Genomic DNA, 16,370 nt, shown 5'->3' with positions numbered 1-16,370 from the left:
CAATACACCATATCAAGTCTCAGGCGACGCTCGTCTCGACGACACGTACCCAGATCGGTTCGCGGCCGATGCTCGGCATCAGCATGGGGGTCGGTTTCAGGCTCAGCGATCCCGCTGTCCTCGTTCACGAGACCGCCGTATGGGAGGCGCTCAAGGAAGTCACACAATCGGTTCCGCTCGCTGAATTCGGGATGCCGAAGCGCCATGCGGAGTGGTTGCTCGTCGGCCGATCGGTGCATCGCGCTTCAGCCGGTTCGGTTGGTCGGCCCGTCGATTGGGCTGCGTGGGTCGAACTGGATGGGGTACGCAAAACCGTTTCATGTCGGGCACCGGTAGAAAACAGCATGGAATCCGGTTTGCTGGCACGGTTGGTGATCGATCCGTCACAAGCCGTGGCGGGCGGCGGCAATGAAAATCCATTCGGGATCAAGGCTGCCACTGCGCCATTGCAGCGTGTACGTGCGTTCGGCGTCGGGCCGGAACCACTCGCGGCAATGGGTGCGCTCGCGACCGACTGGCCGGAGCGTCGCAAATGGATGCCCGACCGTTCAGGCTCGCTTGAGGCGCTCGAGCGGGACGGAACGCACATCGGTTGGCCGGCGAGCACGGACTTGCGCTGGTTTCAGCAAGCCGCCCCGGACCAGTGGTCCCGCCACGACTGCTGGTCATCAGGCGCTCGCTTTGAGCTCTGCGGGTTCGGCGCCGACGGTAATGGTTACGTCAACGCTTTACCCCGTTTGTCGGCCGTAGCGCTGATGACACGCAAGAATCGGCCGGGCGTCGAGCAACTGACGCTCAAGCAGCAGACCATTTGGTTCCTACCCGACCGGGGCATTGGGGTGATGTGGTGGAACGGCGCGACTACGCTTGACTATATTCTCGACGCCGATCCGTCGATGCTGGTGACCGCATTAAAAGGCGCAGAAGAACGCGTCGATGTCGACGCGCTGATGGCGTTTGCCGCGCGGCGCGCGGACCGCACCGATGCAGATCCGACGCACTTGTGCGATCACGTGCTGATGCCGGATGTCGGCAGGGGCTGGGCGTGGGAGGTGATCCTGGAGGCCGATGACCATCCTCGATTTGCGCCGCTTCCTCGCAGTCGAGCAGAAGCCGCCGCGCGGCTCGAACGGCAACGGCTGGATCTCGCCGCAGCATGGGAAGGCTTCCAGCGACTTCAGGCGTTTCAAAAGAGTGCGCATCGATCAGCATTGCCGGTCGCGCCGTCGGACGGTCGCGATTGGCGGCGGCATTTCAGTGCGGCTCGACATGCGGAACTCAAGCAGGCCATCGTCCGAGACGCGGATCTTACCGCCTTGGAGTTCGTCGGGTGGCACTTCGAAGAGGTTCGGCTCGAACGCTGCAAGCTCGATCGCAGCGTATGGAGGAACTGTCAATTCATCAATTCCAATATCGTTGATTGTTCGTATTCTGATGCAAAAATGGAAGATTGCGTTTGGCAAGGCGGCGCCTTCGTGCGCAGTCGGATGCAGCGCCATTCGTGGAACGATGTGACGCTCGAGCGGTTCAATATCGAGGACAGCGGGCTCGATGATCTCGCTGCAACTGGCGGACGATGGGCAATGGTATCTGTCCACGGGGGTGGAGGCCTGCACGGCAACGTGCGCGATGTGGCCTGGGAAGGCGTTACGTGGAACGGCGTTGAGGCGCGGCACTGGACGTGGGAACGCGTTGCGGCCGACGACCTGAGTCTTGTCGACTGCAAGATGGTGGATCTGGCGGTTCTGCAATGCTCGCTCGCGAAGCCGAGCGTACTGTCGAGTGATTTGTCTGGTAGCGCTTGGCAACGCAGCACGCTGTCGATGGCGGTGCTGTCGTACGGTACGTCGATCGAGCGCGCTCGCATGAGCGATTGCGTATTCAAGACGTCCAATTTTCATGATCTTCGCGCGCACGGTGTCGTCGTCGAGCATTGCTCGTTTCTTCAGCTCAGTGCCCAGAATCTTCAAGCGGAGCAATCAAGCTGGACGTGCGCGTTGCTTGATGGCGCGAGCATGGCCCATGCGAATCTGGTCGCTACGACGTTCGACCGATGCTCGCTGAGGGAGGCGACGATGTATGGCGCGGACATGCGCGATACCCGGATGAAGGACTGCAACCTGATCCGTGCGCGCACGTCGTGGGCGCATCTGCGGGAAACAGATAAATGGCGCGGAAATCTGAATGCCGGCCGGCTGGATTTTCCGAGGAGAGTGCAATGACGGCCCCGTTTCAGCCGGTCTCCGCGCCGGCACTTCCTCAGGTGATCAAGGGACGGCATTACACAACGTCTCATCGCGGGATCGAATTGTCCGGCGCGATCTATGAAGACTGTCATTTCGATCACCTGACGTGGTCTGATTGCCGGCTTGCCGATTTGCGCTTCGTGAATTGCAGGTTCGATCAAAACCGCTTCGAATCCTGCCATCTCGGCAACCTGATCCTCGAAGGCTGCACTGTTCGCGCAGCGGGATGGTTCGACTGCGTCCTGACGGGAATGTGCCTGATCGGCGGGGAAATCCGTGATTCAGCGTGGGCGAACTGTGTGGTGAAGGACACGAACTTCGCGGAGACGATCGGCTCGGGCTGTCGCTTCGACAGGGTTCGCGCGACTCACGTGTCGTTCGTCGAGTGTGAACTGACAAACGTCGCGCTGAGCGGCGGCCAATGGTCGGACGCATCCTGGATCAGTGCCCGGATGAGCGACGCGAGTGTCCGGGGCGTGGAGCTGGCGAACTTCATTGTCGGCACGAGCGATTGCAGCAGATGGTCAGTCACGGAATGTTTAGGGAGCAACGTGCGCTGGCTCAATTCGCGGGTCGACGGGATGACGATACATTCCTGCGAATTGAAACAGGCAGCATGGTCGAACTCCACGTGGGAGCACGGAGAGATCATCGCGAGCCGGTTGCCGATTGCGAGCTTCGACCGCGCTCGGGTGAGCCATCTGGCGGTGCGGAATGTCGAGCTGACGCAGGCCATTTTCGATCATGCAACGGTGGCCGATAGCGATCTTCGAGGGCTGCGTGCGCCGCGCATCGGACTTCGCCACGCACGGCTGGTACGGGTGCAACTGTCGGGTGCCGAACTATTCGGACTGGATGCACGCGGTGCCGTACTGGAAGACGTCGGCCTGATTGGCGCCGACTGTCGCAGCGGGCTATTGATCGGTCAACCGAGGCGTGCGTGGCTTGCTTCGGATACCCGTGGGTCCCTTTTCGATGAAGCGGCGGACGAGGACGATCGTCTGTGGCGGCAACGCACCCAACCGGGTGCCAGAGGAGTCTAACAATGACGGTTTTGCAATCAAATCGCACCTCCGCGACGTCCACGTACGGCAGTGACGATGGATCGTCCGAACCGATGGCCATGTTGCTCAAGCGACCTGACGCGGCGACGCTCGACGGACGCCTGATGATGGGCCGCATCGGCGCGGCGGCAACGGAAGGCGCCTGGTGGGTTGTCACGGAGTCCAATGACCCGGTACTTGCTCATGTGGCGGTCAGCTGCGTCGTCAAGCCTCGGTGCGGCGATCTGGTTCAGATTTATCGGACGCCGGTCGGATGCTGGGTCATGGCAATCCTCGAACGCAGCGACAAGACGTCCGGTGTAGTGCTCGATTTTGGTCAGAATAGTGTGCGGTTGCAGGCGCGCGACATCTATGTGCGGGCGAGTGACCGACTGAATCTCGAGGCCGTCAATTTCGAAAGCCGGGCGAATGTGATCACGCAGGCGGCGGCGGAACGTCACGCGCATGTCGGCGGTACAGATGTCACCCATGCGGGAAACACCTTCATCCATACCGAGCGGCACATCGGACTGAATGCCAAAAGCGCAGCCTTGAGGTCGGAGTCGCTGCTCAAGATCGACGCCGGCCAGATTCATATGGGTTGAACCCCGCTACGTGCGAGGAGGAGTTTTTTATGTTCGGCGATTGTTCTGCAGCAGGAATGGCGATAGCACCGGCGGATGTTTGTAAGACTCCGCCGCTAGCCATTCCGATTCCCTATCCAAATTTTGCGTACAAGACCGGGGCGTGCACGAATGTGACGACCATCGTGTATTGCGGTGGATGTGTTCACAATGCATTGACGATCATACCTATTACGCACTCCGACGAACCGGGTTCGATGGGCGGTGTCGCGTCGGGCACCGTGGCCGCGCTTTCGATCAACGTGACGTTCTCGACGCTTGTCATCATTCAGGGGGCGGGGCAGACGCGCTTGACGGATTCCAATGCGCCGAACAACCACAACACGATCGGCACGACCGTCGTGCCGTCGCAAACAATCGTATTGATACTTCGCTAATGAAGGTCATCACATCATTAGCCGCAGCCTTCGCGTTTTGTGCGCTGTCCGGCTGTTCGCTGTTTTCGTCGAGGTCGGTCGAGCCACGCCAGCTTCACGTGACTCTGATCGGTGGCAGTCGCCTGAACGTCGGCGCGAGCGGCGAGCCGCGTCCGGTCCAGTCGTGCGTGTACATCGTGCGCTCAGCCGACTGGGTGCCGATGATGAGCGGCGATTCGTCGTGTTCAGGCCGGGACCAGGATGGCACGGTGGTGACCGTGTCGCGTCACGTGATCGCGCCAAACCAAGTCTTGCAATTCTGGGTCGAGGTGCCACGCAGTGGCGAGATCTGGCTCGTCACGGATGCCGATTACGCGCAGCGGCCAGCCCAATACGCGCCGCTGCGCGTGCGCATCGAGGGAGGCGGAGTGATCCATCTCGCGGTGTGGCTCGATCGCAGCGGCATCTACAACGCGTCGTTGCCGGGCCCAGTGCCTCTCGTAGTCGACGCGCCCGATGGTGCAACAGAAAAAAATGCCCGACGCCGCGGAGCGGACACAAGGAGAATCAGGCAATGAGCAGTTTGCCAGTCGGACCGGTCGCATGGAGCGACGGCATGCTGATCGAGACGCAGCATTTTCAGCAGCTGGAGCGCTATCTTTCCCACCAAGTTGCATCGCGGCTCGAGCAGACCGTGAATCACGGCTGGGGTTTCACGCAGTTGGATGTCGATCAGGACGGGCTGGGGCTCGGCCGGCTCGGGCTGCGGCATGCCCGTGGCGTGTTCCAGGATGGCACAGCGTTTTGGCTGGCGTCTCACGACCCATTACCCGCGCCGCTCGAGACCGAGCATGCGCAGGCAGGCGACGTTGCTTGCCTCGCGATCCAGGCCGCGCGCAGCGGCGGTCCCGAAATGGTGTTCGGTGACTCGGTGGCCGCGTCGCGCTACCGCGCCGCGGCCACCGATGTCCCTGACCTGACCGTCGGCCTCGACGCGCCGGGCACGCCTCGCAACCTGACGATCGAGACGGGGCAACTGATGACACGTCTCTGCTGGAAAGGGCAACTGCGCTCGGACGAGGTCGCATTGCCGATCGCGCGCGTGTTGGGGCGTAGCGCGAGCCGTTCGGTGCTGCTCGACTCTCGCTTTATTCCCCCCCTGCTCGACACGCGGGCGAACGCGGTGTTGAATTCGCTGATCGACGAGCTGCAGAGCACGCTGGGGGTGCGGCTCGCGCATACGTCCGGGCAACGGGTGTTGTCTGCGGGCGGCGGCATCGCGGATCTGATCGAGCTACTGCTACGGCAGGCGATCGCCGAGTACCGCATGCGGCTCGCCCATCTTGACGCTATCGATCCGCTGCCGCCCGCGATGCTGTATCGCGAACTGATCGGCTTGCTCGGACGCCTGAGTGTGCTGCCCGGCGTCGACGACGAACTGGCCAACCGTCAGTTCAGCTATCGCCACGACGATCTGCAAGGCAGCTTCGAGCCGCTGGTGGCGACGTTGCGGCACGCGCTCGCGCGGGTGATCGAGACTCCGGTGCTGCCGCTGCGCTTCGAGGATCGCGGCGATCAGGTCCACATCTGCGTCGTCGACAAGCAATGGAACCTCAAGAAGCTCGTGTTCGCGGTGTCGGCCGCGATGCCGGCCGACAAGCTGCGCCAGTTGCTGCCGCAGCAAACCAAGCTCGGCGCCGTCGAGCAGATCCAGAAGCTGGTGGACTTGCAATTGCCGGGTGCGCGCCTGATTCCGTTGCCCAATCCGCCCCGCCAGATTCCATTTTACGCCCAAAGCACGTACTTCGAGGTCGAATCAACCGATCCGTTCTGGACGCAGACGATGGCTGGCTCGGCGATGGCGCTGCGCATCGTCGGCGACTTCCCGGACCTGCGCTTCGAAGCCTGGGGATTGAGGGACGGCAAGGTCGCGTGATTCCTGACATGAAGGGCTACCTACTATGAACCTGCTTAGAAACATCTCATCGGCCATCCGGCACGCGTCATCGGCCTCTAACCTGCTCGACCGGGCAATGACGAACCAGGATCTGGCGACGCAGATGCCGTCGCTGTCGTCATTGACCAACGCAGCGTCGTCCGCCGGTGCCGTCTCGGTCGGCGAAGCCTCGCCTCGGCCGGCGCCGCCGCAGGAGGCCGTGCGGGCCCAGGAGCATGCGGTGCTGCAATTCCCGGTGCCGGCCGGCGGCGGGCGGGCGGCGCACGACGATGCCGACGCGTCGCCCGTGGTTTACACCCAGCAGGGTGACAAGGTCGCAATCCTGAAGGCGGGCCAGCAATCGGCGAGTTGGAACAATCCATTCGTGTCGCATGCGCTGCCCGCGGTGCTGCAGCTGCGGAGGCATCTCGTGGACGGGCCGCTCGACCAGTCGGCCGTGCGCACCCAGCTCGGTCTCGAAGTGCGACTCTACCGGGAGCGGCTCGCGAGTTCGGGCTGCGCGTGGGAGCACATCCGCGATGCGTCGTACCTCCTGTGCACGTACTTGGACGAGAACGTGAGCGATGCGGCTCGTGCTGCGTCGCAGGTGCTCTACGACGGTGAGCGCAGCCTGCTGGTGGAGTTCCATGATGACGCGTGGGGCGGCGAGGACGCGTTCGCCGATCTCGGGCGCTGGATGAAGGCGGACGATCCACCCGTCGCGCTGCTGGCGTTCTACGAGCTGATCCTGTCGCTCGGCTGGCAGGGCCGTTATCGCGTTCTTGAGCGCGGCGACGTGCTACTGCAGGACTTGCGCTCGCAACTGCATGCGCTGATCTGGCATCACGTGCTGCCCGAGCCGCTCGGTACCGGACTCATTGCGCCAACGCGGCCGCGGCAGCGCTGGTGGACACCGGCGAAGGCGGGCGCGGCCGCGCTGGGGGCCGTGTTGCTGACCTACGGGATCGTCAGCGCGGTGCTCGACTCGCAGGGGCGGCCGATACGCAACGCGCTTGCTGCGTGGACGCCGCCGATCCGGACGATCAACCTCGCCGAGACGTTGCCACCGCCCCTGCCGCAGTTGCTGTCCGAAGGCTGGCTCACGGCTTACAAGCATCCGAAGGGATGGCTGCTCGTGTTCCGCAGCGATGGAGCGTTCGACGTCGGCAAGGCCCAGGTGCGCGCCGATTTCGAACGCAACATCGAGCGGCTCGGCCTCGCGTTCGCGCCCTGGCCAGGCGACCTGGAGGTGATCGGCCACACCGACCGGCAGCCGATCCGCACGCACGAATTCGCGAGCAATCAGGCGCTGTCGGAGGCGCGCGCGCGTACGGTCGCCGACGAATTGCGCAAGACCGCGCTGCCAGGCGGCGCACAGGCACCCGCCAACGCCGTGCAGCGAGACATCGCGTATTCGGGCCGCGGCGACACGCAGCCGATCGACCCGGCGCAGACGCCTGCCGCCTTTGAGCGAAATCGTCGGGTGGACGTGCTGTGGAAGGTGATTCCGGCAGGGGGCAAGCGCGCGGCGAATGCCTCCGCCGCCCCGAACCGCGACGTAGCGGCGCAGCCTGCGATGCCGGACGGTGTGGAGATTGCGCCCAGCGGTCAACTGCCATATGCAGCGGAGGGTAAGCAGCCATGATACGAACCAGTTTGCGGATCCTTGTCGCACTCCTGGCCGCACTCGTGATCTGGTGGGTGGGGCCCTTGTTCGCGCTGGGCATCTACCGTCCATTCGCGCCGGTCTGGGTGCGCGAGGTGCTGGTCGCGGCCGTGCTCGTATGGGGGCTGTGGCCGGCGCTTGTTCGTCTCTGGTCGAGGCTCGCGATGAGCCCGCGCCGCGCGTCTGCGCCGCGACCGTCGGCCCGGGCCGACTTCGTCGACGAGCGCCTGCGCGATCTCGACCGTCAACTGAAGGCACGCTGGCTGTGCGAACCGCGTAGCCGCTGGAAGCACTGGATTGGTGTGCTGCGGCGCCAGCATCGGACCGTGCTGCCATGGTATCTCGTGCTCGGCGCGGAAGGCAGCGGCAAAACGAACTTGGTCGCGAAGGCGGTGAACGCGGCCGGCTCCGACATCGAGCGCACGCTTGCGGTCGAGCCGCTCAACAGCCGCGGTGACGACTTCAATTTCCGCATCGCCAGCGATGCGGTCTGGTTCGACATCGGCGGGCGCTGGAACCTGCGCGACGGCATTGACGATGCAGCACTCGATGCATGGAAGAAACTGCTGCAGGGGCTGCGCCGACTGCGCGGCAGCGCACCCGTCAGCGGCGTGGTGCTGTGCATCGACAGTGCGTCGATGGTCAATTTGCCGCTGGAAGTTCGCAAGCGCCTCGCCGATGCCGTGCATCGCAGGCTGGTCGAGATGCGCGAGGTGTTCGGACAACAGGTGCAGGTCTATGTTGCGCTGAACGGCATGGACCGGCTCGACGGAGCCATCTCGATGTTGTCGCTCGTGGACGCCGGCCGCTGGGCGGGCGGGGTGGGCTTCTGTCTGCCCGAGCAGGCGCGCGACGAGAGTGCGGCAGAGGCGGGTGCGAGCTGGCAGGGCGCGTTGCAGGACCTGCAGCAGCGCGTCCAGCAGCAGGTGCTGTTTTCCGCACCGGCGGCGACTGAGGTGGCGGCAAATTACGCGCAGTTGCGTTTCGTCGAGACGCTTAGCCAGTTGCACAAGGTGCTGCTGGTCTGGCTGCAGATCGCGATTGCGCCGGGCGAGCTGCATTCGGCCGCGCGACTGCGCGGCGTGTGGATGGGATCGATGGCCGAACTCGCGGTGGTCCAGCCCGGCGGCACGCTGCTGGGGCCGCCCGAGCAGACCCGGCCGCTGGGCGAACTTTGGACGCCGCTGTTCCGGCAAGTCGGGCTGGAGCGTGATGCGGTGCGGCCGAGCGGCGAGCGGTCCTGGCGCAGCCGGATCGGCCATGCGCTGCGCTGGACGGTGCTGCCGGTCCTCGCGATCCTGTCGCTGCTGTGGTTCGGTTGGGGTTATCTGGCTGAGCGCAATTATCTGGACGACGTATGGGCGCAGTTCAGCGAAGCGAAGCGGCTCGCGCAGGCCCAGGTGTCGTACGGAACCGACGGCGATTCGGCACTGCTCGACGTCGCAAGCCAGATGCGTTACGCGCAGGCGCAGGCGGAAGACGCCGGGCGCGGGATGGCGACGCCGTACTTCGAACACGGCCTCGTCGCCGACGTGGCGCTCGAGACGTATCACCGGCATCTGCAGAAGATGCTGATGCCGGAGCTCTACAACGAGGTCCGGCGCGTACTGGTCGCTCAGGCGGACGGCGGGCCCGGCGACGTGTATCAGACGCTCAAGGTCTACCTGATGCTGTGCCGGCCCGAGCGCCGTAACGCAACCGACGTCGAGCACTGGTTGAACAGCCGTTGGGATAGCCTGTCAGGTGGCCAGTACAGCGACGACGACCGGAAAGCGCTGCTGGCCCACGTGCGCGCGCTGATGGCGATGCCGAAGTTGCCCGGCACGCCGGAGGACGCGAACCTGGTGCGTTCGGCGCGCGCGCGCGCCGCGCAGATTCCGCTCGTGACGCGCGTGCTGGAGAACATCCATGCACAAGGATTGCCTGCGCAGGTCAACGACATCTCGCTGTCGCGCGCGGCCGGCTTCGAATCGGCGATGAGCTTGCGGCTACGTAGCGGCGTCCCCACGACCGACATCTCGGTGTCTGGCTGGTTTACGCGGGCCGGCTACACCGACGTGTTCCTGCCGCGCCTCGAGAAAAGCGCGCGGGCGATGCTTGAGGAGGATGGCTGGGTGCTGCGCGACGAGTCGCTTCGCGGCAATAGCTTCCAGATCGACGGGCTGGTGCAGAAACTGGCGGATTCCACGCGGGCGCAGTTCCTGCAGGATTACATCGCCGGTTGGCAGAACTTCCTCAACGACGTGACGGTGCGCAGCGTCACCGGCCTCGACGATTCTTCGCAACTGGCGGCGGCGATGATGGATTCCCAGTCGCCGCTCGCGAGCCTACTGCGCTTCGCGGCGCGCGAGACGACTCTCACTGGCGCGAACGACGAAGGCAACATCGATAGCTGGATCGATCGCCAGAAGTATCGTTTCGAGAAAGGGCGGCGTCAAATCGTCGGCGAGCTGAGCGGTCAGCACTACCGCACGATGTTGTTGCCGGAGCACGTCGTCGAAGAGCATTTCCAGGCAGTCCGACAATTGGCCGCGCAACTGAACAACCGTAGCATGGCGTCGAGCAACCCGCTCACACGTCTGTTCGAGCCGCTGTACCGGCAGTTGGGGCTTGTCAACGGCGCATTGCAGGCGGGCCAGGTTCTGCCCGCCCAATACGACGCATTCTCGAGACTCAAGGAAACCGCCGCGCGCCAGCCCGAACCGGTGCGAGGGATCATGCTCGACCTGATCAGCAACGGCAGCACGATGACGACCCGCGAGTCGGGCGCACTGCTCAATCGCGGTGCGGCAGGTGCGACGTCGACGGTGTGCAGCACCGGATTTACGAGCCGCTATCCATTTCGCCGGGGCTCGCGGATCGATGCGGGTGTTGCGGATTTCGAACGGTTGTTCAGCGCCCAAGGGCTCATGGCGTCGTACTTCCGCGATCATCTCGCAGCCTATGTCGATACGTCGAGCTCGCCGTGGAAGGCGCTGCGTTCGAACGGCGGGAATCTCGGACTGGTGGGTCCGGGGGTGCTTTCGTCCTACGAGATGGCCGATCGCATCCGCGGCGCGACGCTCGATGAATCCGGGCGTTTGCGGGTGTCTACCGTGTTGCGCTTTATCGATATGGATTCACAGATATCGGAAGCACAACTGATTATAGGTGAACAGACATTGCGTTATGCGCACGGGATGACGTCGCCGCAGCGGATCGACTGGAACGCGCAGAGCACCCGGCTCGCTATCCAGCTCCAGTTGAAATCGGTTGACGGTCGGCTGAACACGCTACAGTTCGACGGCCCTTGGGCACTGTTCCGCTTCTTCGACGCGGGGCAAGCGGCGGGCGGGACGGCGGACCGTCGCGAACGGGTGTATCAGACGAGCATCGGGAAAGTCCGGATCGAGTGGCAGGCGCCAACGACGCCGTCGCCGATTTGGTCTGGCATTCTTCAATCGTTCAGGTGTCCGTCATGATGTGTGCTGTGTATCACGATGCGCCAGCCGGCGCGAACTTGAAAAGGAGAAAAAAATGATCGATCCGAAGGAAATCCTGTCCGCGTGCAGCAACGCTCACGAATATGGGCATAACGCAAGCAGTTCGATGGCGCAGCCGTTCATGAGCTCGATCGGGGACATGTCGGTGGCGTCGTCGCAAAACGCGAGCAACCTGATCGGAAACGTCCAGCAGGTGGGCGGCAAGATGCTGGACCACATGACGAACATCAAGGCGTCGGTCGACAAGCAGGTTGCCGCACATCAGGACGCGCAGCAGCGTCAGAAGACATACGACTTCAACGTCAACATGAACGACCTGCGACCCACCAACTCGGTCGGCTTTCCGCAGGAAATGCCGTCCAACTTCTTCGCGCCGTTCAAGACGGGAAAATGAGCAAAGCATATGCGTGCCGCCTCGGCACGCTCGTTCAGGCCGGACGGCGCGCTGCCCGGCCATGTGCCCCTCGGGGCGTCGGGCGACCTGAATTCTGCCGGGGAGCCATTTCATTCGACAGGAACACAATAATGAAGAAGACGTTTATCACAGCCGTTGTTGGTCTGTTTTCGCTGAGCGCTCATGCTCAATTCGGCCAGCTGCTGCAATCGGTCAAGGACCAGGTGTCGAACACGGCCCAGATGCAGGTCAACCAAGGAGTCCGCGCGGCGACGGACAAGGCCGTGCAGTCGGCGCAAACCCAGACGCACAAGATGGTCGACTCGGTACGCTCGTCAAGCGACACCACGACCAAGCCGGAGCAGGATGCGAAGTCGCAATGACGTGAAGCACGGCCGCGCAGATGTGCGCGCCGTCTGGGCAGACCACCTCAGACGGCGCACAGAAAGGAGGGGAGAAATGGGAACGATGTCGCTTTGGATCATATCGATCGTGCTGATATCGCTCATCACTTCGATATCGGTCGTACTGCATAGTATCGCGTCGACATCACAAGCTGATGTCGAGATCAATGACGGCTATCCGGCGGTTGCCGAGGTGGTCGATATCGCGCAGACAGGGGTGACGCTCAATCAGGTCCCGCTGATGCGCATGGTCGTGCGCATTAGCGACGACCGCGCGCCAAGAGTGGTCGCGATACGGCAGTACATCGATTTCGGCAACATGCCGCGCGCAGGAGAGCGAGTGCGGGTCGTCATCGACAGGACCAATCCGAACCGGGCGACGTACGTTGGACTCGCGATCGATGCACATTGATGGCATGGGCTTTGTCACGTTAGCGACCGTGTCGGTTGGCAGGCCGTTGAAATGCCCCTGAGAGGTGGCCTCACTCGTTCGGACAGTTTTAAGTGGAACATCCGGGGCGATCATGCTGCCGATTTGATGGCAGGCAGCGTCGCGAAGTATGCCTCATCCGGCGTCCGATCCGCCAGGCTCGAATGAGGCCGTTTCCGGTTGTACAGCTCGATGTACTCGCCGATGGAGCGCCGGGCATGGCTGACCGACTCATAGGCCATTCTGGTCGCCGGCCTCCGGCGGAAGGAGCATATCCCGATAGTCGATCTCGGCTAGACGCTTTATATTTGACATAATTAACATTATCGTTTTATTGGGGTCGGAGCTTAAATTGAAGATCCGGGCCAGACAAGCATGTCGGTTCCCGCCTACGCCGAAACAGATCTTCGGTCGCAACGCCTTTCCGGGGCCGGTAATTGTGCAGCAGCCCATTGCACAATTATCGTGATGGCACGATAAGCTTGACGACACCTCACGCCCGCCTTGGTGTGAGCATAGAGATCGATTCGGGCCGATCGGTAATCCGCTTATCTATCACTTCGCCGGCCGACCTGTTCCGGGCGGCACTTGAAACCTTTGTGCGCGTCCAGGCCGGTCAACGCTTGGCCGCCTTGGGCGGTCGCGTGCCCGACATGGCAGATGTCCCGCGCCGCGCCCCTGAGGTAGTCGCCCGATGAGTGTGTTGGTCGACACGTCCGTGTGGATCGAGCATTTCCGGCGGCCACTACCTGCGCTTATCCAACATCTGCGCGTCGACTACGTCCTTACACATCCACTGGTGATACTTGAGCTCACGTGCGGGACGCCGCCCGAACCGCGGGCACGAACGCTGGGAGATCTCACGTTACTGCGCCAAACGCGCCTCGCGACTCCAAGCGAAGTAGCAGACCGGATCGAGCGGGAACGGCTGTATGGGCGCGGATTCGGTGCCGTGGATTGCACGCTACTTGCATCGGTGCTTTTGACCCCGAACACCCGACTCTGGACGCGCGATCGGCGGCTCGCGCAACTGGCAGAGCAATTCGGGGTTCACTACGTTCCACCCGACCCGTATTGAGCGAAGCAGTTGGCGACTTCTTTGCGCGGTCTGTCGCCGTGCTAAGCGCGGTCCCGCTTCGCGCCTCATGATTGGGCCGCCGGCTTCCGGGCGGGCCGCCAATCCGTGCGGCAAGTGCAAGAAAACTAGATCAGACTGCCCTCCTACCGATTCGTTGCACGTCCGCAGTGCGTGGAGTTGAGCGGGCACGGCCCGTTACCAATTTAGAATACCTTTTAGGGGTGTCTTTGGTTCCCGTGCGTTTTTCCGGTTAGACGTTTTCAAGCCTGACAAGCCGTTGCCTTCCGCCCCCAAACAAACATTCATATATAACTGGACGTCGCATGGCCGACACGTTATTTGGTGACCGCCGGTTGCGCACGCTGACGATCATCGGCAACTGACTGCGAAGGGATCTATCCAGCCATATACAAGCACGTTTCCAGGTGAAGACGTTGTATCAGCGTTAAAGGGTATAGCTGTGGGCTGAAACGACGTTGCATTGGGGCACATTGATGCCGCGCCGGCGCGGCGCAATCCTGTATCCGGTACTTGAGCCGTCATGGCGTGGCGGGTTGCCGAACGTGCCGAACTAACGTGCCTCGGAGAGGGTTCACGTTACACCAACCAAGCAAACGGCGGCCGGAGCATGCCTGCCGATTACGGAAAGCCCGGCTAATCAACGGCACAGGCGCTTTCGAACCACGCAACCTGCGACTGGCAAAACTCGAGATACGCGCGAACCAGCGCCGACGGATGCCGATGCGACGGGTACAGCAGGTTGACCCGCTGTTCGGGCAGCGGATGTCCGGGAAGCAATGCCGCTAACCTCCCCTGCCGAATCGGCTCCGCAGCGAGAAATGGCGGCAGCTCCGTGACCACCTCGCCGGATAGCGCGCGGCTGCGCAAGTGCGAATAGTCATTGGTGGACAAAACGGCGGCCGGTTCAAACACGCGGCTTTCGCCTGCCGCCGGCTATGCGGGCCGGCCGGTCGTTCGTAATCTCGTCGCAGCTTCCTCCGACAAGGTCAAACCATGAACGACGATTTCCCGCAACATCCGGCGCGCCGCACGATGCTCGCGCAGACCCTCGCGCACTCGGCGGCACTCGCCGTCGGATCGCTGCTCGGCGGCGAGGCGCTCGCAGCGCCGGCTCCGCCGATGCGCCGCCCGGCCCGGCGCCCGACGCATCGCGCCGCCGGCATGCCGGAGACGGCACGCGCACGGTCGACGTGCTGATCGTCGGCGGCGGCTCCGCCGGCGCCGTGATGGCGACCCGCCTCAGCGAAAAAGCCAGCCGCAACGTGCTGCTGCTCGAGGCCGGCCACAACTACGCCGCGTGGGACTATCCGCACGTGATCGCAAGCAGCGACATCGTCGGCGGCGACGCCGCTCACGAATGGGGCTATCGCACGCGGCCGGGCTATATCGATCATCCGATCGGCGCATTGCGCGGCAAGGTGCTGGGCGGCAGCTCCGCGATCAACGGCGCGGTGGCAATCCGCGCCCGCCCGCAGGACCTGAAGAACTGGAACCTGCCCGGCTGGTCGTATGACGACATGCTGCCGTCGTTCCGGCGCCTCGAAAGCCGCGACAGCGGCAACGCCGCGCTGCACGGCTACGCGGGCCCGCTGCCGGTGCGCCAGTTGACCCGCGAGGACATCACGCCGATGCAGCGCGCGTTCGTTGACGCGACGGTCGCGAACGGGTATCGCGTCATCGACGATTTCGACGGGCCGGACGTGAACGGCGTCGGCCCGTATTCGATGAATATCGTCAACGGCGTCCGCGTCAACACGGGCATCGCATATCTGACCAACGACGTCCGCGCGCGAAAGAACCTGCGGATCCAGGGCGGCACCCTGGTCGATCGCGTGCTGTTCGACAACGGCCGCGCGATCGGCGTCAAGCTCGCGAACGGCGACGAAATCCACGCGAACGAAGTGATTCTGAGCGCGGGCGCGTACGGCAGCGCCGCGATTCTGCTGCGATCCGGCATCGGGCCGGGTGCGGATCTGCATGCGCTGTCGATTCCCGAAGTCGCGAATCTGCCGGTCGGACAACGCCTGAAGGATCACCCGTTCTACTACAACGCGTACGCGGCGCGCCCCGACAAGATCGGCGATCAATCGCCCGTGATCGGCGCGTTCCTCTGGACGCACAGCGCGTCCGCGCAAAACGGCGACCTCGACCTGCACGTCACTGCAACGCATCTGTTCCCGCACGACCAGAGCCCGACCAAAGTCGGCTTCGTGCTGGCGGTCGCGCTGACGCGGCCGCTGTCGGTCGGAAGCCTGAAGCTCGCGAGCCGCGACCCGGGCGACGCGCCGGTCATCGATCTGAACTTCCTCGGCGAGGAGCTGGATCGCACGCGCCTGCTCGACGGCATCAAGCTCGCGCGCCGTATCGGCCGCACCTCGCCGCTGTCGGATCTCATCCATTCCGAACTGAATCCCGGCCCGGGCGCGGCGACCGACGAGCAGATCCTCGCGTCCGTCAGGTCGACCGTCGACACCTATCACCATCCCACGTCGACGGCGCCGATGGGTGCGTCGGGTGATCCGCATGCGGTCGTCGATCTCGACGGACGCGTGCACGGCGTGCGCGGCCTGCGCGTGGTCGACGCATCGATCTTCCCGGATGCGATTTCCGTCGCCACCAACATCACCACCATCGCGACGGCCGAGCATATCGCCCGCCGCTACGCCTGAA

General features: G+C 63.5%; 13 protein-coding genes and 3 pseudogenes. 14 read left to right on the top strand and 2 right to left on the bottom strand.

All coding sequences use genetic code 11. The features are described from left to right. Positions 1-2 precede the first annotated feature (2 nt). The 11 genes from WS51_RS28180 to WS51_RS28130 all read left to right on the top strand — a co-directional run bounded on the left by WS51_RS28180 (position 3) and on the right by WS51_RS28130 (position 12,583). Positions 3-2,222 carry a DUF2169 family type VI secretion system accessory protein gene (locus WS51_RS28180; RefSeq protein WP_069230368.1) on the top strand — a complete coding sequence of 740 codons (2,220 nt, stop codon included), beginning with the start codon at positions 3-5 and terminating at the stop codon, positions 2,220-2,222. Continuing rightward, on the top strand, positions 2,219-3,289 hold the full coding sequence (locus WS51_RS28175) for a pentapeptide repeat-containing protein (RefSeq protein WP_069230160.1): 1,071 nt from the start codon (positions 2,219-2,221) through the stop codon (positions 3,287-3,289). Before WS51_RS28180 ends, WS51_RS28175 begins: the two co-directional genes overlap by 4 nt. 2 nt (positions 3,290-3,291) lie before the next feature. After that, positions 3,292-3,894, top strand: coding sequence for a DUF3540 domain-containing protein (locus tag WS51_RS28170; RefSeq protein WP_081333623.1), 603 nt, complete (start codon positions 3,292-3,294; stop codon positions 3,892-3,894). Positions 3,895-3,923: 29 nt separating this feature from the next. Further along, a complete protein-coding gene (locus WS51_RS28165; RefSeq protein WP_069230367.1) occupies positions 3,924-4,310 on the top strand; it encodes a DUF4150 domain-containing protein in 387 nt (128 codons plus the stop codon). Beyond that, positions 4,310-4,867, top strand: coding sequence for a type VI secretion lipoprotein TssJ (locus WS51_RS28160; RefSeq protein WP_069230158.1), 558 nt, complete (start codon positions 4,310-4,312; stop codon positions 4,865-4,867). Before WS51_RS28165 ends, WS51_RS28160 begins: the two co-directional genes overlap by 1 nt. After that, a complete protein-coding gene (gene tssK / locus WS51_RS28155; RefSeq protein WP_069230157.1) occupies positions 4,864-6,225 on the top strand; it encodes a type VI secretion system baseplate subunit TssK in 1,362 nt (453 codons plus the stop codon). The genes WS51_RS28160 and tssK overlap by 4 nt, the downstream gene beginning before the upstream one ends. Before the next feature lie 25 nt (positions 6,226-6,250). Beyond that, complete coding sequence (locus tag WS51_RS28150; RefSeq protein ID WP_418219704.1) at positions 6,251-7,870, top strand: DotU/TssL family secretion system protein; 1,620 nt, start codon at positions 6,251-6,253, stop codon at positions 7,868-7,870. Beyond that, the gene (gene tssM, locus WS51_RS28145) at positions 7,867-11,352 is read left to right on the top strand and encodes a type VI secretion system membrane subunit TssM (protein ID WP_069230156.1); all 3,486 of its coding nucleotides are present in this window, start codon (positions 7,867-7,869) and stop codon (positions 11,350-11,352) included. The genes WS51_RS28150 and tssM overlap by 4 nt, the downstream gene beginning before the upstream one ends. Before the next feature lie 55 nt (positions 11,353-11,407). Next, positions 11,408-11,767 carry a DUF6277 family protein gene (locus WS51_RS28140; RefSeq protein ID WP_059504795.1) on the top strand — a complete coding sequence of 120 codons (360 nt, stop codon included), beginning with the start codon at positions 11,408-11,410 and terminating at the stop codon, positions 11,765-11,767. 131 nt (positions 11,768-11,898) lie between these two features. Then, positions 11,899-12,150 (top strand): hypothetical protein, encoded by a 252-nt coding sequence (locus WS51_RS28135; RefSeq protein WP_060326779.1) that lies wholly within the window; start codon positions 11,899-11,901, stop codon positions 12,148-12,150. A 76-nt stretch (positions 12,151-12,226) separates the two neighbouring features. Beyond that, a complete protein-coding gene (locus WS51_RS28130; RefSeq protein ID WP_236872423.1) occupies positions 12,227-12,583 on the top strand; it encodes a hypothetical protein in 357 nt (118 codons plus the stop codon). A gap of 110 nt (positions 12,584-12,693) precedes the next feature. Here WS51_RS28130 and WS51_RS31630 read toward each other — a convergent pair whose 3' ends face one another. After that, the gene (locus WS51_RS31630; protein ID WP_081333622.1) at positions 12,694-12,843 is read right to left on the bottom strand and encodes an integrase core domain-containing protein; all 150 of its coding nucleotides are present in this window, start codon (positions 12,841-12,843) and stop codon (positions 12,694-12,696) included. A gap of 324 nt (positions 12,844-13,167) precedes the next feature. Here WS51_RS31630 and WS51_RS32955 point away from each other — a divergent pair. Beyond that, positions 13,168-13,299: pseudogene (locus tag WS51_RS32955) on the top strand (type II toxin-antitoxin system VapB family antitoxin); the annotation flags it as partial. After that, a complete protein-coding gene (locus WS51_RS31620) occupies positions 13,296-13,679 on the top strand; it encodes a type II toxin-antitoxin system VapC family toxin (RefSeq protein WP_081333621.1) in 384 nt (127 codons plus the stop codon). The pseudogene WS51_RS32955 and the gene WS51_RS31620, both read left to right, overlap by 4 nt. 654 nt (positions 13,680-14,333) lie before the next feature. On the opposite strand, the pseudogene WS51_RS31615 reads toward WS51_RS31620, so the two are convergent. Beyond that, a pseudogene (locus WS51_RS31615) lies at positions 14,334-14,615 on the bottom strand (LysR substrate-binding domain-containing protein); the annotation flags it as partial. Positions 14,616-14,693: 78 nt separating this feature from the next. On the opposite strand from WS51_RS31615, the pseudogene WS51_RS28125 reads away from it, so the two are divergent. Further along, positions 14,694-16,369: pseudogene (locus tag WS51_RS28125) on the top strand (GMC family oxidoreductase). The last annotated feature ends 1 nt before the right edge of the window (position 16,370 follow it).

Origin of the sequence: Burkholderia territorii, assembly GCF_001718335.1 — a bacterium.
GTDB lineage: Bacteria > Pseudomonadota > Gammaproteobacteria > Burkholderiales > Burkholderiaceae > Burkholderia > Burkholderia territorii.
The sequence above is the reverse complement of the archived record's forward strand: the minus strand, read 5'-3'. Positions and strand labels throughout refer to the sequence as shown.